This window comes from Dactylosporangium sp. CA-139066, from assembly GCF_050936175.1.
In the GTDB taxonomy this organism is placed as follows: Bacteria; Actinomycetota; Actinomycetes; order Mycobacteriales; family Micromonosporaceae; genus Dactylosporangium.
The window spans coordinates 4,168,205-4,192,140 of sequence record NZ_JBNJNH010000001.1 but is presented as its reverse complement, the minus strand read 5'-3'; the positions used below and the strand labels follow the sequence as shown (position 1 = coordinate 4,192,140).

The window sequence follows — 23,936 nt, the reverse complement described above, 5'->3', positions numbered from 1 at the left end:
GGCCGATGGTGCCGGCGTCATTCCGCATTAGCCGCCATCGACCTGCCCCGCGGAGCATGGTCGCGTACAAAGCGGTGCAATAGGCGCCGCGCTGCACGCAACCGCGAACACACTCTGCGGAGTGCCTGTGACGGCGGATTCGTCCTCTCCACACGGTGTCGGAGGCCATTCTCCGCTGCGTTGAGTGCACCGACCGGCGGCTGCGGCCCGTTCGCTCATGCAGGGAATGATCGCCGGGCGGGTGGCGGTGACCCGGGGTCGCGGATCCGGATCGGAGGTTGCCATGTTCGGTGGTCTGCTTCCCCGCATCGTCGCGAGCGTCGCCGTATTCATGCTCGTGTTCGGCGCTGCATTCAGCGCGCTGCTCGGCGCAATTCTTCAGCACCGTGAAACGGACCGTCTGTCGGCACAGTCCGTGGAGATGCTGGTTGCCGAGAAGGAGATCGAGCAGCACCTCCTCGACCTCGACCGGACCGAGCGCGGCTTCATCGCCACCAGGGACATGAGACTGCTCGAGGCTTGGGCGCACGAGCGGGTCGCCGTCTGGCAGGCATGTGCCCGGCTGGAGCGGCTGGCCAGCACACCGCAGCAGGCCCAGGAGGCTCGGCGGATCACGCGGGACAGCCAGTCCTACATTCAGGACTATGCGGCGCCGGTGCTGCAGGCGGCGCAACGCGGCGACCCCGCCGCACACAGTGCGGCGACGGTACAGGAAGACGAGCGCAGAGTCGCGGACCTGCGTGCCGAACTTGACCGCCTCGCCGCGAGCGAGCGGCACCTGGCGAGCGAACGCAGCCGACTCGCCCACGCCGCCACCGGCCGGGCGGTCACGGCAGGCGCCGCAGGTCTGGCCGGCTCGGTGCTCGTCGGCGGCATCGCCGTGGGATACCTGGCCCGGGTCGTCGTCCGGCCCGTTCGCCGGGCTTCCGCCATGGCCGGCCAGCTCGCCCGCGGCGAACTCGACACCCGCGTCCCCGAGACCGGCGTGGGCGAGGTCGGCGAACTGAGCCGCTCGCTCAACACGATGAGCGACTCGGTGCGCCGCAGCGTCCAGGACCTCGTCCACGACGCCAGGACGCAGACCGCGGTCCGGCGCGTCGCGACCCACGTCGCGCGTGGCGCCGCACCTGCCGAGGTCGTGGACGCCATCGCCAGCGAGCTCGGTGCACTCATCGGCAGCGACGGGGCGCACATCATGCGATACGAGGCCGACGGCACCGCAACGGTGATCGGCGCCTGGCAGGCCACCGACATCAACCTGCCCGTCGGCACGCGGCTGGCCCTGGACGGCCGCAGCGTCACAGCAACGGTCCTGCACACCGGCCGCCCAGCCCGGATGGACAACTACGCCGACGCCCCCGGGCCGATCGCCGCCCACCTGCGCCGGCAGCATGTCCGCGGCGCGGTCGGCGCCCCGATCTTCGTCGAGGGGCGCCTCTGGGGAGTCGTGAACGCCACCGTGACCGGCCAGCAGCCCTTAGCCCCGGACGCCGAAGCACGGCTCGCCGACTGCACCGACCTGATCGCCGCCGCCATCATCAACGCCCAGGCCCGCGTCGACCAGGCCACCTCCCGGGTGCGCCTGGTCACCGCCGCCGACCACGCCCGGCGGCAGATCGAACGCAACCTGCACGACCGCATCCAGCAGCTCATCGCATGCGCCATCGAGGCAGGCGGCACCACCTCGGACATCCCGCCTGACATGCCACACGTGCGTCAACGCATGTCCACCGTGACGCACCAGCTCAACGAGGTCCTGGACGACCTGCGGGAGATCTCCCGCGACCTCTACCCGACCCTGCTGTCCGACCTCGGCCTGCGACCCGCCCTCAAAGGGCTCGCCCGCCGCTCCCCCCTCCCGGTCGAGTTCGACGTCCGGGTCGACTGCCGCCTCCCCGAACCGGTCGAGGTGGCGGCCTACCACATCGCCGCGGAGACGCTGGCCAACGCCGCCAGACACGCCCACGCCTCGTATGTCCGCATCGAGGCGGCAGTCGACCATGGACGGCTGCACCTGCGCGTGCGAGACGACGGCATCGGCGGCGCCGACCCGGCCCGCGGCACCGGCCTCCTCGCGCTGACCGACCGAGTCCATGCGCTCGGCGGAACCATCACCATCGACAGCCCGCCCGGCCAAGGCACCACCCTGCAGTCGGAACTGCCCCTGCAGTTGCCTGCCGCCTGACCCCAAGGCCCGCACGCCCCGGGCATCAGTGCGACTCGGCTCGGGGAGGCGCACACTCGCAGGTATGACGCAGTTCACGACCGAGTTCCATGGCTACAAACGGGCCGAGGTAGACAAGTTCGTCCAGACGGCCAATGACGCTATCGCGTCCAACGATCCGGCCCGACGGGCGAAGGCTCAGGCCGACGCCCAGGCGGTCACCTTCCCGGTGACCCTCCGCGGGTACAACCGCCGGGAGGTCGACCACTACCTGCGCCGGATCGCCAAAGGCCGCCCCGACGACCGGGCCTGACATTTGCCGCTCCGGCAGCAGCACGCGCTCACCTCCAGTCGTGCAGCCTGGTGGCGAGCGTGCGCCGGGCGCGGTACAGGTGGCTGCGGACCGCCGGGACGGTGCTGTGGGTGACCTCGGCGATGTCGTCGTAACTGAGGCCCTCGAACTGGTACAGGACCAGCGCCACGCGCTGGGCGGCGGGCAGCTCGGCGACGGCCTCGGCGACCGCGACGGCGGCCTGGTGCTGTTCGGCCTGCTCCGCGGGGCCACGTGCCGGATCGGCCGGTTCGGGCACCGCGTCCAGCGGCCGGGTCCGGGCGGCGCGGGTGCTCCTGTTCAGCGCCCGGGTGGTGACGATGCGGTGCAGCCAGGTGGCGAAGCTGGCGTCGCCCCGGAAGGTGGGCAGCGCCAGCCACGCGGCCAGCAGTGCCTCCTGGGTGACGTCCTCGGCATCCTCGGGCCTTTCCAGCATGGCGAGGGCGACCCGGTAGGCGCGCGTGGCGTGGCGTTCGACGAGCGCGCGGTAGGCGTCCAGGCAGCCGTCCCGCGCACGCCGCACCAACAGCGTGTCGTCGACAGGGTCAGCGGCGGTACGGGCCGGCCGCCTGACGGTGCGGGAGCCGGGGCCCATGTCCGCTGAGGTGCCCACGGGCGGGCAAAGAAATCCTGCGGCCGGTGCGCGAGGTTTCGCCGTCGCGCGTGTCCAACTGATGATGGCCGCGAGGCCGAGTGTCCCCGTGGCCCTCGATCGCGAAGGAGCACTCGTCCCATGACCCAGACCCAGACCGCGCCACGGACCGGCGCGACCGCCGAGACCAAGCCGGCACCCCGCCCCGGCACAGAGGTCAAAGGCCCGATCACGCAGAACCGGCTCGCCACCGAGGAAGGCAAGATCAGCGTCGCCGAAGGCGTGGTGCAGAAGATCGCCGGCATCGCCTGCCGGGAAGTCAGCGGCGTGCACGCCATGGGCACCGGCGGCACCCGCACGTTCGGGGCGCTGCGCGAGCGAATCCCGGGCAGTAGCGGGCCCAACGTCGCCCAGGGCGTCGGCGTCGAGGTCGGGGAGACGCAGGCTGCGGTCGACCTCGACATCGTCGTCGAATACGGGGTCGGCATCGCCGATCTCGGCCGTGGCATCCAGCGCAACGTCAAGCAGTCCATCGAGCGGATGACCGGCCTGGAAGTCGTCGAGGTCAACATCAACGTCGACGACGTGCACCTGCCCGAGACCGACGAGGGGCGCGGCGAGTCGCGGGTGTCATGACGACCGCTCCGGCTGCCCCGTCCGCCGTGGTGAACGGCGTCGACGTGGTGGCGGTGGCCGCTGCGGTGACCGCCTGCCCCGCCGTGGCCGGCCTGCACGCCGGCCCCCGCGGTGGCCCGGCGACCTATCTGCCCGGGCAGCAGGTCGACGGTGTGCGCGTCGGCCCGCACTCGGTGCAGATCGCGATCCGCGCCCGGTGGGGCGTGCCCGTCGGCGAGGTCGCCGCGCAGATTCGTCATGCGCTGCGGGCCCTCGCGCCGGACCGGCGCGTCGACGTGGTCATCGCCGACCTGACCGACCCACCGCCGGCGCCCGCCGGGCCGGCGGACCCGGAGGCGGTGGCGTGCAAGCACTGAACGACGAACTGCAGCGGCGGGCACGGCGACGGGCGTTCATCCGGGCCTGCCATCCCGACCGCGGCGGCGACGCGGCCGCTTTCATCGCCGGCTTGGCGGCGTTCGACGAGCCGGCGACCCCGGAGGCCGCCCGGCGGGTCCGGGTGACGGTCGTGCGTCACCCATCGTTGCTGGCCCGGCTGCTCCGGATCCTGATACGACGACACCGCCGACCGGCGCGGGTCCGCTAGCCGGCCCGCCGCCTTCCGCAGGGACGTGAGAGCAATGAACCGTATCGCCTTCGGCACCGCGATCGGCATGGCACTGGGATTCGCGGTGGCCTTCGGCAGCCTCGGCCAGATGCTGATCGTCGCGGTGTTCACCGCGCTCGGCTACGGCGTCGCCAAGGTGGTCGCCGGCGACGTGGACCTGCGCAGCTACCGCATCACCCGGAGCGGCAAATGATGCCGGCCGGCACGCAGGCCCGTGCGGTCGAGGAACCGCCGGGGTCGATCGCCATTGCCGAGAGGGTGGTGGCGAAGCTCGCCTCGCATGCGGTGCTGGACCTACCCGACGCCGCAGCCGCCGCTGGGCGCGCCCTCGGCCGGACCACGCCCAAGGCATCGGCCCGCGTCGAGGGCGATGTCGCCGTCATAGACTTGGAGATCGGCGTGCGCTGGCCGGCGTCGGTGCCGCAAGTCACCGCCGCGGTTCGCCGTCACGTGCGGGAACGGTTGACATCGTTGACCGGCCTGACGGTCGCCGAGGTCCGCATCGTCGTGACCGACCTGGCCACCGGAACCCCGTCGCCCCGGGTGCACTAGCGGCCACCGGCAGGAGGCGCGCTGTGAGACTGGTCAACCGGCTGCTCGCCCTGATCGTCAGCCTCGCGCTCGTCGCGGGCGCGGTCGTGGTCGTGGTCGACGTCGTCGCCGTGATGACGGGCCATCGGCCCGTCGCCGTCGATTGGCCCGCCGCGTACCGATGGGCCGGTCACGTGACGTGGGCCGGCGGCGAGGTCCGGCTCATCTGCGGGCTGCTCGCCGTGGTCGGGCTGGTCCTGCTGGGCCTGGAGCTCAGACCACGCCGGCCCGCCAGGTTCGCCACCGCCAGCGACAACCCTGCCACCGACGCCGCGTACACGCGCCGCGGCGTCGGGCAGACGGTCCGGGACGCGGTCACCGGCGTCGGCGGCATCGACGACGCCGCCGTCACCGTCCGGCGCCGACACCTCCGCGTCCGCGCGAAGGCCATCGCCCGCGAGCCGGCAACGGCGGCCTCGCGCGACAGCGTCACCCAGGCCGCGCGAACCCGCCTCGACGCTCTGCAACTGCGCCGGCCGCCGAAGCTGACCGTGCGAATCTCCGCCAAGGCGCACTGATGCATGCCGACCGCGCCAACCGCGTCGCGCTGGCCGTCGTCGGACTGGTCCTGCTGGGTCTGGGCTGCACCGGGCTCCTGCTCGGGGCGGGAGTGTTCGGCGGCTCCGCGGCGCACCGAACCCTCGTCGACAACACCGTCGTCCGCTTCGCCATCGCGCAACGCAACTGGCTGTGGCCGGTCGCGGCGGTGATCGCGGTCGTCGTCGCGCTCCTGGCACTGCGCTGGCTGCACGCCGTGCTGTTCTCCACCGGGCGGCTCGCCGGCATCCGCGTGGCCGGCGAGCCCGGCGCCGGCCGCACCACCCTCATCTCCGCCGCGCTGCGCGACGCCGTTTCCGGAGAGATCGAGCAGTGCCACGGCGTGCGCTCCGCCCGCACCCGCGTGGAAGGAGACCCGGGCGCACCGCGGCTGGCCGTCACCGTCCACGCTGACCGCGACGCCGACCTGGCCGGCCTGCGCCACAACATCGAGCAGCACGCCCTCGCCCACGCCCGGCACGCCCTCGACGCGCCCCATCTGCCCATCCAGCTGGACCTCACCACCGCCCGGCGCGGCGGCCCACGGGTCGCCTGACGGCGCCAGCCGGCGGCCGGCACCACACCACGCTGAGCGAGCCGCGGCGATGGGGCGCTGGGCAGAACGCCCGGCGCCCGTTTGGGTTCCCGCCTCGGGCCGAGGTCTACAGCCTGAGCTCGTCGAGCAGCTCCTCGGCCTGCCGCCGGGCGGGTGTCGCGCCCTCGCCGCACAGCAGCCGGACCGCGAGCGCCAGCGCCTCGACACGCCGCTCCGCACGGCACAGTCGCAATGCCACATCGCCGGTGTCTGTCGTCGGCGGCCACGTGTCCGCTTGTGCCGGACCTGCGTTCCGCACTGTCGCCGCCTCGATCGTCGTCGCGGTCATCGCACTCGCCTCCGTCCCTGCTCTGCCCGATCCTTCGATTCCCGGGCCCACTTCAAGCCTTCTCGAGTTCGGCCCACGGGTTCAGGCCGATGGTCCCCGGACGGTGCGACCTCCGGCCGCAATGTCGCGGACGGCGGCGACGATGTGCTCGACCACGCGATCGACGGCGCTCGCCACAGCGGGGGTCAGGCCGATGCCGTAGCCGGTGTCCGCCACCTCGATGCCGAGCAGCAGCATGCGGTCGGGAAGCCGGTCGAGCTCCCGGGCGAGGGCGACGGCGTCACCGAGGTCCATGGCGTGGGAGCCGGCGCTGCCTCCCGGTCCGAGCGGACGGTGGGACATGAGCCGGCGGTGGACATACCCGGCCGGGGCGCGGTGCGTGTGCAGCGCGTCGACGACGACGGCGAGCCGGCGCTGCTCCCACAGTGTGATGAGCGCAGCGGGTTCGCCGTCGCTCTCGGCGAGGTCGACCCCGGTCAGGTCGGCGCGCCCGAGCCGCTCGATGACCGCCGGGCCGGCGCCGTCGTCGCGGCGGAACGGGTTGCCGACACCGATCACGACGACCGGCAGGTTCATTCGCGTTCCACGGTGAGGTCGAGGAAGTGGGTGGCGCAGGAAATGCACGGGTCGTAGTTGCGGATCGCCTGCTCGCATTGGGCGGTGAGTCGTTCGTCGTCGAGATCGAGCCGGTCCTGCACATAGCGGCGCAGGTCGTCCTCGATGCTCGGCTGGTTCTGTGCCGTGGGCGGCACGATCCGGGCGCTGCGGATCGTCCCGTCGGCGTCGAGCTCGTAGCGGTGGAACAGGGCCCCGCGGGGTGCCTCGGTGGCCCCGTATCCGATGCCGGCGCGCGCCGGTACCTCCACGTGAGGCGGTCGCGGCGGCTCGTATGCCTCGATGATGCGCAGCGCCTCGTCGAGGGCGTAGACCATTTCCACGGCGCGCACGACGATGCTGCGGAACGGGTTGTCGCAGCGCTCCCCGAGGCCGCCCGCTTCGGCGGCTTGGCGGGCGCGCGGCGACAGCGCGCCGTGGTTGAGCGCGTACCGGGCGAGGGGGCCGGTGAGGTACTTTCCCGCGCCGGCGAGCCCCGCGTGCAGGGCCGTCGAGTGCGCCGCCTGTGTCTCGACGATGTGGTGTTCGAAGTCGCGCACCGGGAACGACCGGCCGGCCGTGGTTCGTGGCGCTCCGCGGTCGATCGGGTACCGGTCCGGGTCGGTCAGCGCGAGCAGCTCGTGCTCGACGGTGAAGTCCGGGAACGGGAAGCCGGCGACCCAGTCGACGGTGGCGAGGGCGTGATCGAGGGCCGGTCGCAGGGTCTCACGGGCGAGCGCCCGCAGCTCGTCCGGTGACGGGCCGTGGTAGAAGCCGCCGACGCGGACGTTGATCGGGTGGATGGCGCGGCCGCCGACGAGTTCGAGGATGGCGTTGCCGGCCTTCTTGAGGGCCAGGCCGCGTTCGACGGCGTCGCGGTGGTCCCGCGCCATCTCGACGACACCGGGGTAGCCGAGGAAGTCGGGCGCGTGCAGCAGATACACATGCAGTGCGTGGCTTGCGACCCATTCGCCGCAGTACAGCAGCCGGCGCAGCTCGGCGACCGGCTCGCTGACCCGCACCCCGCACGCGTCCTCGATCGCCAGGCAGGCGCTCATCTGGTACGCCACCGGGCAGATGCCGCAGATGCGGGCCGTGATGTCGGGTGGTTCGAGGTGGCCGCGTCCGCGCAGGAACGCCTCGAAGAACCGGGGTGGCTCGTAGATCTGCAGCCGCACGCCGGTCACCGCCGACCCGTCGACCCGCACGTGCATCGCGCCTTCGCCCTCGACCCGGGCGAGCGCGCCGACGCGCAGCGAACGGTCGTTGCGGTGGCTCATCCCTGCTCTCCCTGCTCGGCGGCGGCCCGGAACTCCGGCTTGGCGGTGTGGAAGGTCCGGAAGACGCGGGCCACGTCGGACGGGGACATGCCGTGGCTGCGCAGCGAGGCGACCATGGCGGCGGTGTTGGGTTTCGCCATCGGGCCGAAGCAGCCGTAGCAGCCGCGCCCGTACGCGGGGCAGAGCGCGCCACAGCCGGCGCGGGTGACCGGCCCCAGACACGGGATGCCCTGCGCCACTGTCACGCAGGCCGTCCCGCGCAGCTTGCACTCCTGGCAGACGCTGTGCACGGGCAGGCCCGGACGGCGCCCGGCCAGCAGGGCGGTCAGCACCCCGATGAGCTGGCGCCGGTCGATCGGGCATCCCGGCAGCTCCAGGTCCACCCGCACGTGCGCCGAGATCGGCGTCGACTCGGCCAGGGTCGCCACGTACTCCGGTCTGGCGTAGACGACCGAGCGGAACTCCTGGACGTCGGCGAAGTTGCGCAACGCCTGGACGCCGCCGGCGTTGGCGCACGCGCCGATGGTGATCAGCATCCCCGACTGCTCCCGGATGCGGCGGATCCGCTCGACATCGTCGTGGGTGGTGACGGATCCCTCGACAAGGGAGACGTCGTACGGGCCCTCCACCACCGCGCTGGACGCCTCCAGGAAGTGAGCGATGTCGACGTGCTCGCTCAGCGGCAGCAGCTCGTCCTCGCAGTCGAGCAGGGTGAGCTGGCAGCCGTCGCACGATGCGAACTTCCACACCGCGAGTTTCGGCCGTGCCGTCGCAGTCATCACAGCTCCTTGACCGTCATCAGCGGGCCGGCCCGGTCATAGCCGACCACCGGGCCGTCCCGGCAGACGAGCAGCGGACCGAGCTGGCAGTGCCCGCAGTGGCCGAGCCCGCACTGCATGTTGCGCTCCAGCGACAGCCACACCTGACCGGCCGGCACGCCCAGACCAACCAGGCCCCGCGCGGCGAACCGCATCATGGTCTCCGGCCCGCACACGCAGGCGACCGTGCCGGCCGTCCGGTGGCCGAGACGGTCGTACAGCGCGGTCACCACGCCCACGTGACCGCTCCAGTCGGCCGTGGCGCGGTCCACCGTCGTGTACACCTCGAGCCCGCCGGCCCGCCAGTCCTGGTACTCGCCGGGGTACAACAGGTCGTCCGGGGTCCGGGCGCCGATGAGCACGGCCACCCGCCGGTAGCGGTCCCGATGGGCCATCGCGTGCAGGACGACCGGTCGCAGTGGGGCCAGCCCGAGCCCACCGGCGACGACGACCAGGTCGGCACCGGCGCGCGCGGGCAGGTCCCAGCCGCGGCCGAACGGTCCGCGCACGCCGAGCATCGTGCCCGGCTCGGCACGGCACAGGGCGCCGCTGGTGGCCCCGACCGCCCGGATCGTGTGCAGCGGGCCGGCTGGGCTGTAGCCGGAGACGGAGATCGGCACCTCGCCCACCCCGAAGGCGTACAGCATGGCGAACTGGCCGGGGCGGAACACCGGCAGCGCCTCGTCGACCGGTTCGAGCGCGAGGGTGACCGTGTCGCCGGTCTCGCGCCGGCGGTCGGTCACCCGGTACCGGGCGGCGGTCATCGTGCTCATGCGGGTGCCTTGTACAGGTCGAGCAGCCGGATTCTGGTGGCCTGCATGCGCTCCACGACGACGGCCATGAACCGCTTGGTCAGCTCGTAGCCGAAGCCGGTGTCGGCGTCGCACAGCGCGCGGACGGCGGCGCCGTCGATCGCGATGCTGCGCACCGGGTCGACCGCGACCGCGCCGAAGTGCCAGCGGTACGGCGGAAACATCCAGGACCAGCCGAGGACCGTGCCGGCGCCGATCGTCTCGATGACGGCGTCGCCGCGGCCGGGCACCCGGATGTCGAGGTGGACGCAGCCGTCGCGAATGAGCCAGAACCGGTCGGCCCGGTCGTTCTCCTCGAAGATGCGCATGCCCGCGCTGAACGGCGCGGGGGACGCCCAGCGCGAGAGGAGCTCGACGTCGCCTGCCGGCAGCCCGGCGAGGAACGGGTGCGTGAGGAGCATGTCGTACGTGGTCATCATGGCGTGTCCTCGGCCGGCGTGGGCGGGTGTGCGTTGAGGGCGTGCAGTTCGGCGGTGACGTCGATGCCGACCGGGCACCAGGCGATGCAGCGGCCGCAGCCGACGCATCCCGACTCGCCGAACTGGTCGTGCCAGGTGCCGAACTTGTGCGTGAGCCAGTGGCGGTAGCGACCGGCGTTCGACTCGCGCACCGGCCCGCCGTGCAGCGAGGTGAACTCCAGGTCGAAGCAGGACTCCCAGGACTCCCAGCGCTCGGCGTGGTCGCCGGTCAGGTCCGTCGTGTCGGTGACCGAGGTACAGAAGCAGGTCGGGCAGACCATCGTGCAGTTGCCGCAGGTCAGGCAGCGCGACGCCACGTCGTCCCACTGCGGGTCCGCCCGGTGACCGGCCAGCAGCGTGCGCAGGTCGGTCTCGGGCAGGGTCCGGCCCATCCGCGTCGCGGCGGACTCCACCGCCCGCTCCGCGGACCCGACGTCGTCGGCGGATGCCGGCGTGGCCGGAACACGGGCGAGGATCGCTTCGCCGGCGGGCGTCCCGCCGCTTGCCAGGTACGTCCCGTCGGGGCGTTCCGTCAGCACGATGTCGTAGCCGGTGTCGGCGCCGGGTCCGCCGCCCGCCGACACGCAGAAGCATGCGCCGCCCGGCTCGGTGCAGTTGACCACGACGAGGAGCACCTCGGCGCGGCGGGCGGCGTAGCGTTCGCCGTCGCCCAGGACGTGGTCGAGCACGCCGATCGCGCGCAGGTCGCACGGGCGGACGCCGAACAGCGCGAGCCGCCGCGGCGGCGCGGGCTCGTCGGCGACCGTGAAGCCTTCCGCGGACCTGTCGGCCGACCACAGCCGCTGCCGGGGCGGATGGAGCACCTGTTTCCACGACTGCGGCCCGGAGGTGTGCGTGAACGCGAGCCGCTCGTCGCCGGGCAGCAGCCGGTAGACGCCGGCCTCGACCTCGGTCCGCCGGCCGTACGGCAGATCGGCCGCACCGCCGATCTCGGTGAGCACGATCGCGTGCCCGCGCACGGTCGGGCCGATGACGGTGCGGCCGTCCTGCCGCAGGGCGGTGAAGAGGTCGTCGAGCCGGGACAACACCACCGGAGCCATCGCGCGCCTCCCACAACTGGGCGTGTGAGCATCACTACCCCTTCACGGCCGTTCCACCCCGATGTCAGCAGATCCGGGGCAGCTGCTCGCCGACGAGCATGTCGACGATCCGGCGGCCACCCATGAGGGTGCGCATGACCACCCGCCCGGGGTGCGCCCCCACCACCGACCCGAGCCGGACCGCGTCCCGCCCCTCCGGCGTAGCCCGCATCGTGGCCAGCAGGGCCTCGGCGGACTCGGGCGCCACCAGCGCCACCAGGCAGCCCTCGTTGGCCACGTGCAGCGGATCCAGGCCGAGCAGCTCACATGCCGACGCCACCGGCGCCGGTACCGCAACCGCCGCCTCGTCGATCTCGATGCCCACCCCCGCCGCGGCGGCAATCTCGTTCAGGGCAGAGGCCACCCCGCCCCGGGTCGGGTCGCGCATGACGTGGATCGCCCGCCCGGCCCCGGCCACCATCGCCGCGACGAGCCGGTGCAGCGGGCGGGTGTCGGAGGCGATCTCAGCCTCGAAGCCGAGCGACTCGCGCGTGCTGAGGATGGTCGTGCCGTGCGCCCCGATCGGCCCGGACAGCAGCACGACGTCACCGGGACGGGCGAACGCGGCCGACACCCGGGCGCCGGGCAGCCGGCGGCCGAGCCCGGTCGTGGTCACGAACAGGCCGTCGGCCGCACCGCGCCCGACCACCTTCGTGTCGCCGGTCACGACCGGCACCCCGGCGGCCGTCGCGGCGGCGCCGACCGAGGCGGTGACCCGCCGCAGATCGGCGACCGGGAATCCCTCCTCGATGACGTACGCCACCGCGAGCGCCAGCGGCGCCGCACCCATCATCGCCACGTCGTTGACGGTGCCGTGCACCGCCAGCACGCCGATGTCGCCGCCGGGGAAGAACAGCGGGCTGACCACGAACGCGTCGGTGCTCACGACGAGGTCCAGGCCGTCGACATCCACCACGGCGGCGTCCTCCGGCACGGTCTCGGCGGCAGCGGCGCCAAGTGCCGGTACCACGACGTCGCGCAGCAGCTCCGCGGACAGCTGGCCGCCGCTGCCGTGGCCGAGCAGCACCTTCTCGGTCTCGGCGAGCGGCACCGGGCACGCGCCGCGCGACGGGTCGGCAGCGCTCATCGCTGTCCCGCGGTGGCCGCCGGGCGCACACGCCCCGCGTTGTAGAAGGCGGCACACGTTCCCTCGGCCGACACCATTGGCGCGCCGAGCGGCGTGCGCGGGGTGCAGAGGGTCCCGTATGCGGCGCAGTCGGTCGGCACACGCGTGCCCCTGAGGATGTCGCCGGCGATGCAGGCGGGGTGCTCCCGGGCGGTCAGGCCGGCCACGGCGAAGCGCAGCTCGGCGTCGTACCCGGCGAACTCGTCGGCGAGCATCAGGCCGCTGCCGGGGATGGTGCCGATGCCGCGCCAGGCGCGGTCGCCGATGCGGAACACCCGGCGGATGGCATCCTGCGCGTCGGTGTTGCCCGAGCGGCGCACCGCGCGGGCGTACTGGTTCTCCACCGCCGCGCGACCGTCCTCGAGCTGCCGGACCGCCATCAGGATGCCTTCGAGGAGGTCGAGCGGCTCGAACCCGGTCACCACGATCGGCACCCGGTAGTGGGCGGCGATCGGCTCGTACTGCGTCCACCCCATGATCGCGCAGACGTGCCCGGCGGCGAGGAACGCCTGCACCTCGCAGTCCGGCGCGTCGAGGATCGCGGTCATCGCGGGCGGCACCAGCACATGGCTGACCAGCATGCTGAAGTTGGGCAGCCCGAGCTGGTGGGCCCGCAGCACGGCCATGGCGTTGGCCGGGGCGGTCGTCTCGAAGCCCACGGCGAAGAACACGACCTCGCGGTCCGGGCGGTCGGCGGCGACACGGACCGCGTCGAGCGGCGAGTAGACCACGCGGACGTCGGCACCGCGGGCGCGCAGCGACAGCAGATCAGTCCGGCTGCCCGGCACGCGCAGCATGTCGCCGTACGACGTGAAGACGACCTCCTCGCGCCCGGCGATCTCCAGGGCCTTGTCGATGAGCTCCAGCGGCGTCACGCAGACCGGGCACCCCGGCCCGTGGATCATCCGCACCCCCCTCGGCAGGAGTTCGTCGATACCCTGCCGCACGATGGTGTGGGTCTGGCCGCCACACACCTCCATCAGCGTCCACGGCCGCGTGACCGCCGCGTCGATCTCGGCGAACAGGCGCCGGGCGAGGGCCGGGTCCCGGTACTCCTCGACGTACCTCACGGCGCCACCCCCGATCCGTCGGCGAGCTCCCGCTCCAGGACGCCGCCCATCGCCTCCAGGATCTGCAGCGTCCGCCGCGCCTCGGTCTCGTCCACCACGCTGATGGCGAAGCCGACGTGCACGATCACGTAGTCGCCCGCCCGCGCCTCAGGGGCGTAGGCCAGGCAGACCTCACGCTCCACGCCGCCGAAGTCGACCGTGCCCATGCGCAGGCCGCTCGCGTCGTCGGCCGACACGATCCGGCCCGGGATGCCCAGGCACATCCGGCTCACCCCCTCCGCATCCGGGCGGCGGCAACCGCCGCCTGGCCGTAGCTGATCCCGCCGTCGTTGCCGGGCACCAGCTCGTTGACCAGTGGCTCCAGTCCCGCCTCCGACAGTCCCCCGATGACGGCCTCCACCAGGAGCTGGTTCTGCATGACCCCGCCGGACAGGCAGACGGTCCGCAGGCCGTACCGCGCGGCGACGTCGGTGCACAGGGCGACGGTCACGGCGGCGATCGTGGCGTGGAACCCGGCGGCGAGCGGCCCCGCGCCGGCGCCGTCATGCGCCGCGTCCAGCAGTGCCAGCAGGGTCGGCGCCGGGTCGTACACCACCAGGTCGTCCCGTCTCGTCAGCCGCCACGGCAGTTCGGGCGCGGCCGGGCAGCCGGCCGCGAGCGCCTCCAGCGCAACCGCCGCCTCCCCTTCGTAGGTCGCCTCGTCGCGGACGCCGAGCAGCGCGGCGACCGCGTCGAAGAGCCGCCCCGCGCTCGACGCGACCGGGCAGTTGACGCGCCGCGCGACCATCCGGCGCACGGTGGCGACCTCGCGATCCGGCAACCGGCGCAGGAACTGGCCGGCGGCGCGCGGGACGCGCTCGTCGGGCAGTTCGGAGCCGAACAGGTAGCCGAGCGCCATGCGGGCCGGGCGCCGCACCGCGGCTTCCCCGCCGGGCAGCGGCGCCCGGGCGAACCGTGCCACCCGCCGGTACGAGACGAGGTCGGCGACGAACACTTCGCCACCCCACAGGGTGCCGTCGTCGCCGAGCCCCAGCCCGTCGTACGCCACGCCGACGAACCGGCCGGTCACCCCGTGCTCCGCCGCGCATGACGCGACATGCGCATGATGATGCTGTACCGCGATCCGCCGCCCGACCGGCAGCGCCGCCGCGTACTGCGTCGAGAGGTACCCCGGGTGCAGGTCGTGCGCGACGACGCCCGGCGTGACGCCCACGACGCGGGACAGCTGCGCAAGGTTCGCCGTGAACGCCTCCATCGTGGCCTGCTGTTCCAGGTCGCCGGTGTGCGGGCCGACGAACGCGGTGCCGCCGGCGGCGAGCGTGAAGGTGTGCTTGAGCTGAGCGCCGACGGCGAGCAGTGGCGGCCGCGCGGGCACCGGCAGGGCGATCGGCTCGGGTGCGTAGCCGCGGGCGCGCCGCACCAGCGACGGCCGGCCGGCGACGACGCGGGTCACCGAGTCGTCGTACCGGGATCGGATCGGCCGGTCGTGGCCGAGGAAGCCGTCGGCGATCCCGGCCAGCCGCCGCCGCGCCTCGGCGTCGTCGACCACGATCGGCTCGTCCGAGACGTTGCCGCTGGTGACCACCAGCGGGCGGGCCACATCGGCGAGCAGCAGATGGTGCAGCGGCGTGGTGGGCAGGAACAGCCCCAGCCGCGGGACGCCCGGCGCCACGGCGTCCGCCAGGGGGCCGTCCGCTCGTGGCGCCACCAGCACGACCGGGCGTGCGGGCGAGGTCAGCAGCGCCGCCTCCGCCGCGCCGACACGGGCCAGCCGCCGCGCCGTCGCCACGCTGTCCACCATGACGGCGAAGGGTTTTGCCGGGCGGTGCTTGCGCTCGCGCAGCCGGACGACGGCGGCCCCGTCGGTCGCGTCGCAGACAAGCTGGTAGCCGCCGAGTCCCTTGAGCGCGACGACACCGCCGCGGCCGATGAGGTGCTCCGCCGCGGCGAGCGCGTCGTCGCCCTGGGCGACGGCGTGGTCCGCGCCGTGCCATGCCAGTCGCGGGCCGCATGCCGGGCAGGCGATCGGTTCGGCGTGGAAGCGCCGGTCGGCCGGATCGGCGTACTCCCCCGCGCAGCCCGCGCACATCTGGAAGTCCCGCATGCTCGTGCGTGCCCGGTCGTACGGCAGCGCGTCGACGATCGTCGCCCGGGGACCGCAGTCGGTGCAGTTGACGAACGGATAGCGGTACCGCCGGTCGCCGGGATCGAACAGCTCCGCCCGGCATCGGTCGCAGGTGCCGAGGTCGGGCGGTATCCGGCCGGCCGCGGCGCCCGCCGGGTGCGGGCGGATCGACCGGCCGACCCGGAACCCGGCGCCGGGCATCGGTGCGCAACCGTGCAGCTCGCTCACCTGCACGTCCGCGACGCGGGCCTGGACGGGTGCCTCGGTGCGCAGCCGGGCGACGAGCGCGTGCAACGCCTCGGCCGGGCCGGCGGCCTCGACCACCACGACGCCGCCGTCATTGCGGACACAGCCGTCCAGGCCCAGCCCGCGGGCCAGCCGGTAGAGGAACGGCCGGAAGCCGACGCCCTGCACCGTCCCATGGATTTCGATACGGCGCGCCACCCGCGTTGCGACCGTCTGCACAAGTTCAAGTCTCGTCCCTGTACACGCATCCGGACACGGAAGTCCGGGGCTTCTCACCCGTCACTCGCGGCGGCCGGCGTCGATCACCGCGTCGTACGGCCCGGTGCCGGCACCGTCCGCCGCGGCGGCCACGGCCGCCCTGACCCGCCAGGCGTCGACGGCGAGCGCGGCGGCCGCGCCGATGGCGGGACGGCCGTCGAAACCCGGTGCGCGCAGCAGTGCGTGCGCGTCCCGGCCCACCCGTGCCCACCAGCCCGCCTCCGCCCGCCAGAGCTCCTCGGGCCCCGGGGCGTCGTCGAGTGCCCACGCGGCCGCGGCCGGAAGTGCCGCGACGAAGCCGGCGAACGACGCGGCGCCGAGCGCGCGCCGGCCGAGCAGACCGGCGGCGCGGGCGCGGGCCGCTTCGTCGAGCGGCCGGCCGATGAGCCACTGCTCCCGGGCCACCATCAGCGCGAGGCCGCCCGCCGCCCACGGCTCGGCCGCAGGCACCGCCGCGGCGCGCACCGCCCACGCCGCCCGCATGCCCTGCCCGATCGCGCGGGCCGTCGCGGCCCCGGGGTCACCCCATGCGGATGACGCCAGCGCCGCGCGCACCTGGTCCACTGTGAACGTGGCGGACAGCGGCGGCCGGACGACCGCCAACGACCCCAGCCTGAACGGCGCAAGGCCGTCGTGGCCCCGTCCGTGGCGCAACACCCGCTCCACGTTGCGGATCTCGAACCAGCCGGCGATCGCCCGCAACTGCTCGACGCCCTCGCGCGGCAGCCATCCCGCGAGGATGCGAAGGTGCCACAGCAACGTGCGGGCCACCGCCTCCTGCACCGCCGGCGCGTCCTGGCCCGGCCGCACCTCGCGGTGGTACGGACCCGACGCCAGCATGCCGATCGCCGCATCGAGCCCCGGACTCCCGGCCAGCCTCCGCGCCGCGGAGGGACCCACACCACGCCGGGCGAGGGCGCGTGCCCGCACGGCGCCGGCGACGTGTGCCGCACCGGATCGCATACCCCCAGGATGCGCCGCGGCGAGCCGTTGCCGGCCGCTCGGCGGGGGTAGGTACCGGCCGTGACGACGCTGCGGCAACTCCTGCAACGGTTCCGGCCGGCCGGTCCCCCGGGCTCCGCCGGCCAGGCCGCCGTGCCCGCCGACCGGGCGGCCCGGGCCGAGGAGGAACTGCGGCCGGTCTTCTCGGTGCTCGCCGCCGCCGACGCGGAGGCCGCCGCGGTCCGGGCGGCGGCGGAGGTGGCGGCCGCGCAGCGACGGCGCCGGGCCGGCCTCGCGGCGCAGCGGATCGTCACGGCCGCGCACGCCCGGGCGCAGCGGGCTCGCGCCGAGGCGTTCGCCGCGGCACGTGCCGACACCGCCCGGGCCGCGCAGACCGTCATGGCCGACGCGCAGCACTCGGCCGAGGCGCTGCGTGCCCGCGCCCGGGCCCGCCTCGACGTCGCCGTGCCGTCGATCGTCTCGGCGGCGCTGGACGAGGTGTACGGCACCGGCCGGGATGCGGGCGCACCATGACCGCGTCCGAGCCTTCGTCGTGGCGCGGACGGCTGAGGCCGGTGCGCATGACGCGCGTCGCCCTGGTCGCGCCCGAGGACGCGCTCGACGCGGTCCTGGCGGAGGTCGGCGCCGCCGGCGTGGTCGAACTGGAGCTGGTCGACCCGGGCGCCGGTGATACGGACGCGGTGGACTTCGACCGGATGCGGTCCGAGGCACTGCGCCGCCACGGAGCGGCCGCGTACCTCGGCTGGTGTCCCGAGCCGGCCCGGGGGGCGTTGTCCGACCGGCTGGCGCCGCTCGGTGGTGCGCTCGCCGCGCTGCGCCCGCCGCCCGGAGTCGAACCACCGACGCTGCTCACCAGGGCCGGGCGGGTGAGCAGGTCGTTCGCACCGATCGTCGAGACGTACGGCGCGGTGCCCTACGCCGACGTCGACCCGACGCTGCCGGCCGGAATGGCGTACGTGGTGATGTTCGGGATGATGTTCGGCGATGCCGGTCACGGGCTCGTCCTGGTGCTGGTGGCCGCGGTGCTGGCCTGGCGCCCGCCCCGGCGGTACCCCCGCCTTCGCGACGCGTGGCCGTTCGTCGCCGGCGCGGGCCTGACCAGCACCGTGTTCGGGGTGCTCTACGGCGAGTTTTTCGGGCCCACCGGACTGCTGCCCGCGCTGTGGCTGCGGCCGTTGGACGAGCCGGTGCGGCTGCTGGTCGCCGCGGTCGGGCTCGGCGGGGCGTTCCTGGCCGTTGCCTACGTGGCGGGCATCGTGAACCGCTGGCGGGAGGGCTCGGCCGGCCTGGCGTTGTACGCGCCGTCCGGCATCGCGGGCGCGGCCGTCTTCGCCGGCCTGGGCCTGCTCGCCGCCGGAGTCTTCGCCGCGAGCATCCCGCTCGTCGCCGTCGCGGCGGCCGTCGCGGCCGCGGGACTGGCGACCGCCGCGGCCGGCCTGTATGCCGCCGCGGGCGGGGGTGCCGCCGTGGCGCAGACCGTCGTCCAGCTCTTCGACCTCGTCGTCCGTATCTGCGCGAACCTGGTGTCCTTCGCCCGGCTGGCCGCGTTCGGGCTGACGCACGCGGCCCTCGGCGCGCTCGTGTGGGCCGGCACGACCGGGCTGTGGCACCGGGGCGGGACGTGGACGGTCGCGGCGGTGACCGTCTTCGCGCTCGGCAACGCGCTCGCGTTCGGCCTCGAGGCCGTCGTCGCCGGGGTGCAGGCGCTGCGCCTGGAGTACTACGAGCTGTTCTCCCGGGTGTTCGAGGGAACGGGCCGGCCCTTCCGGCCGTGGCGCCGGGTTCCGGTTTCGAAGGAGGTTCAACGGTGAATGCAGTCTGGCTCGGCGCGGTGCCGGGTGTGCTGGCGGTCGCCTGGGCGGTGCGGCGCTGCGCCGCCCGGCGGCCTCGACTGGTGACCCGCGCGCTGGTCCTGGTGAACGTCGTGCTGTTCGCTGCCGCCGTCTCGGCCGCCGTGCTGCTGCTCACCCCGGCTCGGGCCGGTGCGGGCACCACGGCGGTCGCCCAGGCCGGGACGGGCGGCGCGAGCTGGGCCGCACTGCTCGGCGCGGCCATCGCGGTGGCCGGCTCGTCGATCGGCGCGGCGATCGCCGTGGCGTACACCGGCGCCGCGGCGCTGGCGGCGTTGAGCGAGCGTCCCGAGCTGTTCGGCCGCGCCATGGTGGTCGTCGGCCTGGCGGAAGGCATCGCGATCTACGGGCTCATCGTCGCGATCATCCTGATCGGCAAGGCGTGAGCATGGACGCGACGGCTCACGTCGCCGCGATCGGCGAGGCCCGCCTGGTCCGCGGCTACGGCCTGGCCGGAATCACGGTCGTCACCGCGGAGGACGAACGGGCGGCACAGGCCGCGTGGCGCGAGCTCGACCCCCGGGTCGGCATCGTCATCATCACCCCGTCCGCGGCCCGGGCCGTGGCGGCGGCCGGCGGGCCGGGTGGCCGGCTGCTCGCGGTACTGCCGGATCCGGACGGTGCCGTATGAGCATGCCGGTCCGCGAAAGCCTCGAGCCGGTCCGTTCGGCGCTGCTGCACCACGCGCAGGCGGACGCCGCCGCCGTCCGCGCCGAGGCCGCACGGTCCTGCACCCGCCTGCTGACCGACGCCGGCGCCGAGGCCGAACGGCTCCTGGAGGAGGCGCGCAGCATCGGCCGCGCCGACGCCGCACGCCTCGCCAAGGCCGAGGAGGCGCGCACCCGCCGTGCCGCCCACGCGCTCGTGCTCGCGGCCCAGCGCGACGTCTATGACGACTTGTGCCGTCGCGTGGGCGAGGCGCTGCGGGCGGCGCTCGAGGGCGGACGGCTCGGGCCCGCGCTCGCCGCCCGGGCCGCCGCCGCCCTCGGCCCCGACGCGGAGGTCGAACCGGCGACGGGTGGTGGTTTTACGGCCCGCCTCGGCAACCGGCACGTGGACTGCTCCGTCGCGTCGCTCGCCCGGCATGCCGTCGAGTCGGCCGAAGCGGTGCCGGAGCTGTGGCGATGACCGCACGGGTCACGCGCGTCAGCGGGCCGCTGGTGCAGGTGGAGGGCGCGGACGCCGCCATGCACGACGTCCTCGAACTCGGCCCAGACCGCTCCCCCGGTGAGGTGGTCGCCGTCCGGGGCCCGACCGTCACCGTGCAGGCGTACGAGTACACCGGCGGCCTTCGCCCGGGAGACGCCGCCGTCCCGCTCGACCGGCCACTGGCGGCGCCGCTCGGGCCGTGGCTGCTCGGCGGGCTGTTCGACGGCCTGCTGCGCCCCCTCGCCGGCGGCCCGGTCTGGCTCACCGCAGGCTCACTCACCGCCGCGCCGGCGCACGGCGCGACCCGGCGCTTCACACCGCGGGTGGCGACGGGCGACACGGCCGCACCGGGCGGGATCCTCGGCACCATCGCCACCGGCAGCCCGATCGAGTTCCGGGTGCTCGTCCCGCCGCACGTCTCCGGCAGAGTCCGGCAGGTCGCCGCACCCGGCGAGTACGGACCCGACGACGTCCTCGTCGCGGTCGGGGCGACGCCGGTGACGATGACCTCGTCGTGGCCCGTACGCACCCCGCGCCCGTACCTGGCCCGCCGTGCCGCAGACGTGCCGTTGCTCACCGGGCAACGGGTGGTCGACGCGTTCTTCCCGATCGCCAAAGGCGGCACGGCGGCGGTGCCGGGCGGCTTCGGTACCGGCAAGACCCTGCTGCTGCAGCAGATCGCCAAGTGGTGCGACGCCCATGTCATCGTCTACGTCGGATGCGGCGAGCGCGGCAATGAGATGGCCGACGTCGTCGGCGAACTGTCCACCCTGGACGATCCACGGGCCGGGGGCCGCCTGCTCGACCGGACCGTCGTGATCGCCAACACGTCGAACATGCCGATGATGGCCCGGGAGGCCAGCATCTACACCGGCGTCACCGTCGCCGAGTTCTACCGCGACATGGGCTACGACACGGTGGTCATCGCCGACTCCACGTCGCGCTGGGCGGAGGCGCTGCGCGAGTTCGCGTCCCGCAGCGGAACACCACCGGCCGAGGAGGGCTACCCTGCCGACCTCGCCTCGGCGCTGGCCGCCTTCTACGAGCGGGCCGGCGCCGTGCAAACGCTCGGTGGTGGCTCCGGCTCGATCACGATCGTCGGCGCGGTGTCTCCGCCCGGCGGCGACATGACCGAGCCGGTCATCGCGAATACCGAGCGGTTCGTACGCTGCCGATGGACGCTCGACCGGGATCTCGCCTACGCCCGCCACTACCCCGCGGTGTCCTGGTCGGCATCGTTCTCCCGCGACACCGGGCTGATCGGTGCGGACTACGCCCGCCGCGGGGATCCGGGCTGGACCACCCGCCGGGCACAGGCACTGGACGTGCTCGCCGACGCCGACCGCATCGCCGCCCTCGCCGACCTCGTCGGCACGAGCGGGCTGCCGGCGCACGAGCGGATGACGCTGCTCGCCGGGCGGCTTCTGCGCGACTGCGTACTGCAACAGAACGCCCTCGTCACGAACGACGCCTACTGCACGACGGTGAAGTCGGCGGCGCTTCTCGACGCCGTCCTCACCGTGTGCGACCGCTGCCACGCGCTTGTCGACACCGGCGCCGCGCCGGCCCCCATCGAGGTGATCGACTTCGGCCCGCTGGCCCGTGCCCGGGAAACACTCGGTCCCGGCGACGCCGGCGGCGTCGCCGGGCTGCGCGACGCGGTCCTGGCCCAGATCGACGCGACGGCCCCGGCGAGGACGCCATGACCGCATGGCCCGTGGTCGAGTACGGCGACATCCGGGAGCTGCGCGGCCCCCTGATCGTCGTCGGCGGCGTGTCGGGCGCAGGCTACGACGACGTCGTCACCGTCCGCCTGCCTGGCGGCGCCCGCCGGCACGGCGTCGTACTCGAGGTCGACCGCGACACGGCAGTCGTCCAGGTGCTCGAGGGCACCGCGGGCATCGGCCGCCGCGGCAGCACCGTCGCGTTCGCCGGCGCACCGATGCGCATCCCGGTCGGCGACCGTTGGCTGGGGCGCACCGGCAACGGCCGCGGTGCGCCGATCGACGGCGGCCCACCCGTCACCGGTGCACGCACCGCAGCGGTCGCCGGGGCGCCGCTCAACCCGACGTGGCGCGAACCACCGGCCGAGCCGGTCATCACCGGCGTCTCCGCCGTCGACGCGCTGACCACCCTGGTGCGCGGCCAGAAGCTTCCGGTGTTCAGCGTCGCGGGCCTGCCGCACCTCGAGCTTGCCGTCCAGATCGCCGCGCAGTCCCATGTCGGCGGCGCACCGTTCAGCGTCGTCTTCGCGGGCATGGGCCTCACCCACGCCGACGCCGCGTACGTCCGGGACGCCCTGGACGAACGGGCCACCGCCGGTGAGCTGGTGCTGCTGTTGAACACGGCCGACGATCCGGTGATCGAGCGCATCCTCACGCCGCGGCTGGCCCTGACCGTTGCCGAGGATCTCGCGTTCACCGGCGGCCGGGACGTGCTTGTCGTGATGACCGACATGACCAGCTATGCGGAGGCGCTGCGGGAGGTGTCGTCGGCCCGCGGCGAGCTGCCCGCCCGGCGTGCCTATCCGGGGTACCTCTACACCGACCTCGCCTCGCTCTACGAGCGGTGCGGCCGCATCCGGCACCGGCCCGGCTCGGTGACGATCCTGCCGGTGCTGACCATGCCGGCCGGGGACATCACCCATCCCGTACCGGACCTCACGGGGTACATCACCGAGGGGCAGATCGTGCTGTCGGCCGAGCTGCACGGCCGGGGCGTGTATCCGCCGGCCGACCCGCTGTCGTCGCTGTCCCGGCTCATGCGCCACGGGGCCGGCCCGGGCCGTACCCGGGACGACCATCTCCCGCTCGCGGCGCAGGTGCTCGCCGCCTTGTCGCGCGCCCGGCAGACCCGCGAGCTGGCCGACCTGATCGGCGTGGCGGCCCTCGGCGACGTGGACCGCCAGTATCTCGGCTTCGCCGACGTCGTCGAACAGCGACTGATCGACCAGCGGCCGGACGAAGCGCGGTCCCTGGACGACACGCTCGATCGGGCCTGGCAAGCGGTGCGGACCCTGCCGGAGCGTGAGCTCGTCATGCTGCCCGAGGCAATCCGGGCAGCCCACGCCCCCGGGGTGAGCGGATGAATGCCCTGCGCCATGTGCCGGTGGGCCGTTCGGGCCTGCTGTGGCTGCGGCACCGGCTCGAGGTCACCCGGCACGGCAGCAGCGTCCTGCGGCGCAAGCTCACCCTGCTCGCCGCCGAACGCGACCGCCTCAAACGGCGCCGTGCCCAGACAGTCACGGACTGGACGGCGGCCGACGCGACGGCCCGCGGCCGGCTCGAGCGCGCGACGCTGCTCGACGGCCTGGAGGCGGTCGAAGCGGCCGCCGAGGTGCCACCGGCCGAGGTCGCCGTGCCGTGGACCGCGGTGATGGGCGTCCGGTGCCCAGGAGAGCCGTCGGTGCTGATGCCGCAGCGCCTCCCGCAGCTGCCGGCGCCGGGAGGAGCTGCGCTCTGCGAGGCCGAGGAGGCGTACCGCGGGGCGGCACTCGCCGCGGTCCGGCACGCGGCCGCCGACGCGGCCCTCGCCGCCGTCGAGGCCGAAATGGCCGCCACCCGGCGGCGAGTGCGGGCGCTGGACCGGCACTGGATTCCGGCTCTGGAGGCCGCGCTCGCCGCCCGGACGCTGCAGCTGGCGGAGCTGGAGGCGGCCGACCTCAGCCGCCGCCGCAGCGGCCGTCTCCCAGCGTCGCCGGAAGATTCGGCGCCCGGCCGCGAACCACCATGACCGTTGCGGCCTT

General features: G+C 74.2%; 30 protein-coding genes. 17 read left to right on the top strand and 13 right to left on the bottom strand.

The genetic code is table 11. The annotated features are described in order from the left end of the window. The first annotated feature begins 283 nt into the window (after positions 1–283). Both ACQEVU_RS19215 and ACQEVU_RS19210 read left to right on the top strand, forming a co-directional pair. Positions 284–2,185 (top strand): HAMP domain-containing protein, encoded by a 1,902-nt coding sequence (locus ACQEVU_RS19215; protein WP_433325344.1) that lies wholly within the window; start codon positions 284–286, stop codon positions 2,183–2,185. Between the two features lie 64 nt (positions 2,186–2,249). Beyond that, the gene (locus ACQEVU_RS19210) at positions 2,250–2,477 is read left to right on the top strand and encodes a DivIVA domain-containing protein (RefSeq protein ID WP_433325342.1); all 228 of its coding nucleotides are present in this window, start codon (positions 2,250–2,252) and stop codon (positions 2,475–2,477) included. A gap of 28 nt (positions 2,478–2,505) precedes the next feature. Here the strand turns inward: ACQEVU_RS19210 and ACQEVU_RS19205 are convergent, their stop codons facing one another. Beyond that, positions 2,506–3,018 carry an RNA polymerase sigma factor gene (locus tag ACQEVU_RS19205; protein ID WP_433325340.1) on the bottom strand — a complete coding sequence of 171 codons (513 nt, stop codon included), beginning with the start codon at positions 3,016–3,018 and terminating at the stop codon, positions 2,506–2,508. Between the two features lie 210 nt (positions 3,019–3,228). On the opposite strand from ACQEVU_RS19205, the gene ACQEVU_RS19200 reads away from it, so the two are divergent. From ACQEVU_RS19200 to amaP, 7 genes are read left to right on the top strand one after another with little or no spacing between them, the layout of a single operon-like run. Beyond that, a complete protein-coding gene (locus tag ACQEVU_RS19200) occupies positions 3,229–3,723 on the top strand; it encodes an Asp23/Gls24 family envelope stress response protein (protein WP_433325338.1) in 495 nt (164 codons plus the stop codon). Then, positions 3,720–4,079 (top strand): hypothetical protein, encoded by a 360-nt coding sequence (locus ACQEVU_RS19195; protein ID WP_433325336.1) that lies wholly within the window; start codon positions 3,720–3,722, stop codon positions 4,077–4,079. Before ACQEVU_RS19200 ends, ACQEVU_RS19195 begins: the two co-directional genes overlap by 4 nt. After that, a complete protein-coding gene (locus ACQEVU_RS19190; protein ID WP_433325334.1) occupies positions 4,067–4,309 on the top strand; it encodes a hypothetical protein in 243 nt (80 codons plus the stop codon). The genes ACQEVU_RS19195 and ACQEVU_RS19190 overlap by 13 nt, the downstream gene beginning before the upstream one ends. Positions 4,310–4,343: 34 nt before the next feature. Further along, entirely contained in the window at positions 4,344–4,523 is a 180-nt protein-coding gene (locus ACQEVU_RS19185) for a hypothetical protein (RefSeq protein WP_433325332.1), read from the top strand. Further along, positions 4,520–4,882 carry an Asp23/Gls24 family envelope stress response protein gene (locus tag ACQEVU_RS19180; RefSeq protein WP_433325330.1) on the top strand — a complete coding sequence of 121 codons (363 nt, stop codon included), beginning with the start codon at positions 4,520–4,522 and terminating at the stop codon, positions 4,880–4,882. The genes ACQEVU_RS19185 and ACQEVU_RS19180 overlap by 4 nt, the downstream gene beginning before the upstream one ends. Before the next feature lie 23 nt (positions 4,883–4,905). Then, a complete protein-coding gene (locus ACQEVU_RS19175) occupies positions 4,906–5,439 on the top strand; it encodes a DUF6286 domain-containing protein (RefSeq protein WP_433325328.1) in 534 nt (177 codons plus the stop codon). Beyond that, positions 5,439–6,014, top strand: a complete 576-nt coding sequence (gene amaP, locus ACQEVU_RS19170) for an alkaline shock response membrane anchor protein AmaP (RefSeq protein WP_433325326.1) — start codon at positions 5,439–5,441, stop codon at positions 6,012–6,014. Before ACQEVU_RS19175 ends, amaP begins: the two co-directional genes overlap by 1 nt. A 106-nt stretch (positions 6,015–6,120) precedes the next feature. Here amaP and ACQEVU_RS19165 read toward each other — a convergent pair whose 3' ends face one another. The 12 genes from ACQEVU_RS19165 to ACQEVU_RS19110 form a co-directional block, all read right to left on the bottom strand. Next, on the bottom strand, positions 6,121–6,342 hold the full coding sequence (locus ACQEVU_RS19165; RefSeq protein ID WP_433325324.1) for a hypothetical protein: 222 nt from the start codon (positions 6,340–6,342) through the stop codon (positions 6,121–6,123). A gap of 81 nt (positions 6,343–6,423) precedes the next feature. Then, positions 6,424–6,918: a hydrogenase maturation protease gene (locus ACQEVU_RS19160; protein ID WP_433325322.1), complete on the bottom strand. Its 495-nt coding sequence runs from the start codon at positions 6,916–6,918 to the stop codon at positions 6,424–6,426. Beyond that, entirely contained in the window at positions 6,915–8,216 is a 1,302-nt protein-coding gene (locus tag ACQEVU_RS19155; protein ID WP_433325320.1) for a Ni/Fe hydrogenase subunit alpha, read from the bottom strand. Before ACQEVU_RS19155 ends, ACQEVU_RS19160 begins: the two co-directional genes overlap by 4 nt. Then, positions 8,213–8,995, bottom strand: a complete 783-nt coding sequence (locus tag ACQEVU_RS19150; protein ID WP_433325318.1) for an oxidoreductase — start codon at positions 8,993–8,995, stop codon at positions 8,213–8,215. Before ACQEVU_RS19150 ends, ACQEVU_RS19155 begins: the two co-directional genes overlap by 4 nt. Beyond that, the gene (locus tag ACQEVU_RS19145; RefSeq protein WP_433325316.1) at positions 8,995–9,807 is read right to left on the bottom strand and encodes an FAD/NAD(P)-binding protein; all 813 of its coding nucleotides are present in this window, start codon (positions 9,805–9,807) and stop codon (positions 8,995–8,997) included. The genes ACQEVU_RS19150 and ACQEVU_RS19145 overlap by 1 nt, the downstream gene beginning before the upstream one ends. Continuing rightward, positions 9,804–10,265 (bottom strand): cyclic nucleotide-binding domain-containing protein, encoded by a 462-nt coding sequence (locus tag ACQEVU_RS19140; protein ID WP_433325314.1) that lies wholly within the window; start codon positions 10,263–10,265, stop codon positions 9,804–9,806. Before ACQEVU_RS19140 ends, ACQEVU_RS19145 begins: the two co-directional genes overlap by 4 nt. Next, the gene (locus ACQEVU_RS19135) at positions 10,262–11,365 is read right to left on the bottom strand and encodes a 4Fe-4S dicluster domain-containing protein (protein WP_433325312.1); all 1,104 of its coding nucleotides are present in this window, start codon (positions 11,363–11,365) and stop codon (positions 10,262–10,264) included. Before ACQEVU_RS19135 ends, ACQEVU_RS19140 begins: the two co-directional genes overlap by 4 nt. Before the next feature lie 64 nt (positions 11,366–11,429). Next, a complete protein-coding gene (gene hypE, locus ACQEVU_RS19130; protein WP_433325310.1) occupies positions 11,430–12,491 on the bottom strand; it encodes a hydrogenase expression/formation protein HypE in 1,062 nt (353 codons plus the stop codon). Beyond that, positions 12,488–13,600 (bottom strand): hydrogenase formation protein HypD, encoded by a 1,113-nt coding sequence (gene hypD / locus ACQEVU_RS19125; protein WP_433325308.1) that lies wholly within the window; start codon positions 13,598–13,600, stop codon positions 12,488–12,490. Before hypD ends, hypE begins: the two co-directional genes overlap by 4 nt. Then, entirely contained in the window at positions 13,597–13,863 is a 267-nt protein-coding gene (locus tag ACQEVU_RS19120; RefSeq protein WP_433325306.1) for a HypC/HybG/HupF family hydrogenase formation chaperone, read from the bottom strand. The genes hypD and ACQEVU_RS19120 overlap by 4 nt, the downstream gene beginning before the upstream one ends. A 5-nt stretch (positions 13,864–13,868) precedes the next feature. After that, on the bottom strand, positions 13,869–16,190 hold the full coding sequence (hypF, locus tag ACQEVU_RS19115) for a carbamoyltransferase HypF (RefSeq protein WP_433325304.1): 2,322 nt from the start codon (positions 16,188–16,190) through the stop codon (positions 13,869–13,871). Positions 16,191–16,250: 60 nt separating this feature from the next. Continuing rightward, on the bottom strand, positions 16,251–17,192 hold the full coding sequence (locus ACQEVU_RS19110) for a hypothetical protein (protein WP_433325302.1): 942 nt from the start codon (positions 17,190–17,192) through the stop codon (positions 16,251–16,253). 60 nt (positions 17,193–17,252) lie between these two features. On the opposite strand from ACQEVU_RS19110, the gene ACQEVU_RS19105 reads away from it, so the two are divergent. The 8 genes from ACQEVU_RS19105 to ACQEVU_RS19070 are packed head-to-tail and all read left to right on the top strand — an operon-like array spanning position 17,253 to position 23,923. Continuing rightward, on the top strand, positions 17,253–17,705 hold the full coding sequence (locus tag ACQEVU_RS19105) for a hypothetical protein (RefSeq protein ID WP_433325300.1): 453 nt from the start codon (positions 17,253–17,255) through the stop codon (positions 17,703–17,705). Between the two features lie 47 nt (positions 17,706–17,752). Beyond that, positions 17,753–19,003 carry a V-type ATPase 116kDa subunit family protein gene (locus ACQEVU_RS19100; protein WP_433325298.1) on the top strand — a complete coding sequence of 417 codons (1,251 nt, stop codon included), beginning with the start codon at positions 17,753–17,755 and terminating at the stop codon, positions 19,001–19,003. Further along, complete coding sequence (locus ACQEVU_RS19095; protein ID WP_433325296.1) at positions 19,000–19,428, top strand: ATP synthase subunit C; 429 nt, start codon at positions 19,000–19,002, stop codon at positions 19,426–19,428. The genes ACQEVU_RS19100 and ACQEVU_RS19095 overlap by 4 nt, the downstream gene beginning before the upstream one ends. 2 nt (positions 19,429–19,430) lie before the next feature. After that, on the top strand, positions 19,431–19,673 hold the full coding sequence (locus tag ACQEVU_RS19090) for a V-type ATP synthase subunit F (protein WP_433325294.1): 243 nt from the start codon (positions 19,431–19,433) through the stop codon (positions 19,671–19,673). Positions 19,674–19,675: 2 nt separating this feature from the next. Beyond that, positions 19,676–20,170, top strand: a complete 495-nt coding sequence (locus ACQEVU_RS19085) for a hypothetical protein (protein ID WP_433325292.1) — start codon at positions 19,676–19,678, stop codon at positions 20,168–20,170. Then, complete coding sequence (locus ACQEVU_RS19080) at positions 20,167–21,897, top strand: V-type ATP synthase subunit A (RefSeq protein WP_433325290.1); 1,731 nt, start codon at positions 20,167–20,169, stop codon at positions 21,895–21,897. The genes ACQEVU_RS19085 and ACQEVU_RS19080 overlap by 4 nt, the downstream gene beginning before the upstream one ends. Next, positions 21,894–23,279, top strand: coding sequence for a V-type ATP synthase subunit B (locus ACQEVU_RS19075; protein ID WP_433325288.1), 1,386 nt, complete (start codon positions 21,894–21,896; stop codon positions 23,277–23,279). Before ACQEVU_RS19080 ends, ACQEVU_RS19075 begins: the two co-directional genes overlap by 4 nt. Further along, positions 23,276–23,923 (top strand): V-type ATP synthase subunit D, encoded by a 648-nt coding sequence (locus ACQEVU_RS19070; protein WP_433325286.1) that lies wholly within the window; start codon positions 23,276–23,278, stop codon positions 23,921–23,923. The genes ACQEVU_RS19075 and ACQEVU_RS19070 overlap by 4 nt, the downstream gene beginning before the upstream one ends. Positions 23,924–23,936: the final 13 nt, after the last annotated feature.

Excerpts from the sequence above, each read along its gene's own strand:
- ACQEVU_RS19120 (WP_433325306.1), bottom strand. The coding sequence starts at position 13,863 with ATGTGCCTGGGCATCCCGGGCCGGATCGTGTCGGCCGACGACGCGAGC.
- ACQEVU_RS19200 (WP_433325338.1), top strand. The coding sequence starts at position 3,229 with ATGACCCAGACCCAGACCGCGCCACGGACCGGCGCGACCGCCGAGACC.
- ACQEVU_RS19160 (WP_433325322.1), bottom strand. The coding sequence starts at position 6,918 with ATGAACCTGCCGGTCGTCGTGATCGGTGTCGGCAACCCGTTCCGCCGC.
- ACQEVU_RS19185 (WP_433325332.1), top strand. The coding sequence starts at position 4,344 with ATGAACCGTATCGCCTTCGGCACCGCGATCGGCATGGCACTGGGATTC.
- ACQEVU_RS19100 (WP_433325298.1), top strand. The coding sequence starts at position 17,753 with ATGACGCGCGTCGCCCTGGTCGCGCCCGAGGACGCGCTCGACGCGGTC.
- ACQEVU_RS19110 (WP_433325302.1), bottom strand. The coding sequence starts at position 17,192 with ATGCGATCCGGTGCGGCACACGTCGCCGGCGCCGTGCGGGCACGCGCC.
- hypE (WP_433325310.1), bottom strand. The coding sequence starts at position 12,491 with ATGAGCGCTGCCGACCCGTCGCGCGGCGCGTGCCCGGTGCCGCTCGCC.
- ACQEVU_RS19165 (WP_433325324.1), bottom strand. The coding sequence starts at position 6,342 with ATGACCGCGACGACGATCGAGGCGGCGACAGTGCGGAACGCAGGTCCG.
- ACQEVU_RS19080 (WP_433325290.1), top strand. The coding sequence starts at position 20,167 with ATGACCGCACGGGTCACGCGCGTCAGCGGGCCGCTGGTGCAGGTGGAG.
- ACQEVU_RS19145 (WP_433325316.1), bottom strand. The coding sequence starts at position 9,807 with ATGAGCACGATGACCGCCGCCCGGTACCGGGTGACCGACCGCCGGCGC.
- ACQEVU_RS19210 (WP_433325342.1), top strand. The coding sequence starts at position 2,250 with ATGACGCAGTTCACGACCGAGTTCCATGGCTACAAACGGGCCGAGGTA.
- ACQEVU_RS19135 (WP_433325312.1), bottom strand. The coding sequence starts at position 11,365 with ATGGCTCCGGTGGTGTTGTCCCGGCTCGACGACCTCTTCACCGCCCTG.
- ACQEVU_RS19195 (WP_433325336.1), top strand. The coding sequence starts at position 3,720 with ATGACGACCGCTCCGGCTGCCCCGTCCGCCGTGGTGAACGGCGTCGAC.
- ACQEVU_RS19075 (WP_433325288.1), top strand. The coding sequence starts at position 21,894 with ATGACCGCATGGCCCGTGGTCGAGTACGGCGACATCCGGGAGCTGCGC.
- ACQEVU_RS19070 (WP_433325286.1), top strand. The coding sequence starts at position 23,276 with ATGAATGCCCTGCGCCATGTGCCGGTGGGCCGTTCGGGCCTGCTGTGG.
- amaP (WP_433325326.1), top strand. The coding sequence starts at position 5,439 with ATGCATGCCGACCGCGCCAACCGCGTCGCGCTGGCCGTCGTCGGACTG.
- ACQEVU_RS19090 (WP_433325294.1), top strand. The coding sequence starts at position 19,431 with ATGGACGCGACGGCTCACGTCGCCGCGATCGGCGAGGCCCGCCTGGTC.
- ACQEVU_RS19155 (WP_433325320.1), bottom strand. The coding sequence starts at position 8,216 with ATGAGCCACCGCAACGACCGTTCGCTGCGCGTCGGCGCGCTCGCCCGG.
- ACQEVU_RS19215 (WP_433325344.1), top strand. The coding sequence starts at position 284 with ATGTTCGGTGGTCTGCTTCCCCGCATCGTCGCGAGCGTCGCCGTATTC.
- ACQEVU_RS19085 (WP_433325292.1), top strand. The coding sequence starts at position 19,676 with ATGCCGGTCCGCGAAAGCCTCGAGCCGGTCCGTTCGGCGCTGCTGCAC.
- ACQEVU_RS19180 (WP_433325330.1), top strand. The coding sequence starts at position 4,520 with ATGATGCCGGCCGGCACGCAGGCCCGTGCGGTCGAGGAACCGCCGGGG.
- ACQEVU_RS19140 (WP_433325314.1), bottom strand. The coding sequence starts at position 10,265 with ATGATGACCACGTACGACATGCTCCTCACGCACCCGTTCCTCGCCGGG.
- ACQEVU_RS19150 (WP_433325318.1), bottom strand. The coding sequence starts at position 8,995 with ATGACTGCGACGGCACGGCCGAAACTCGCGGTGTGGAAGTTCGCATCG.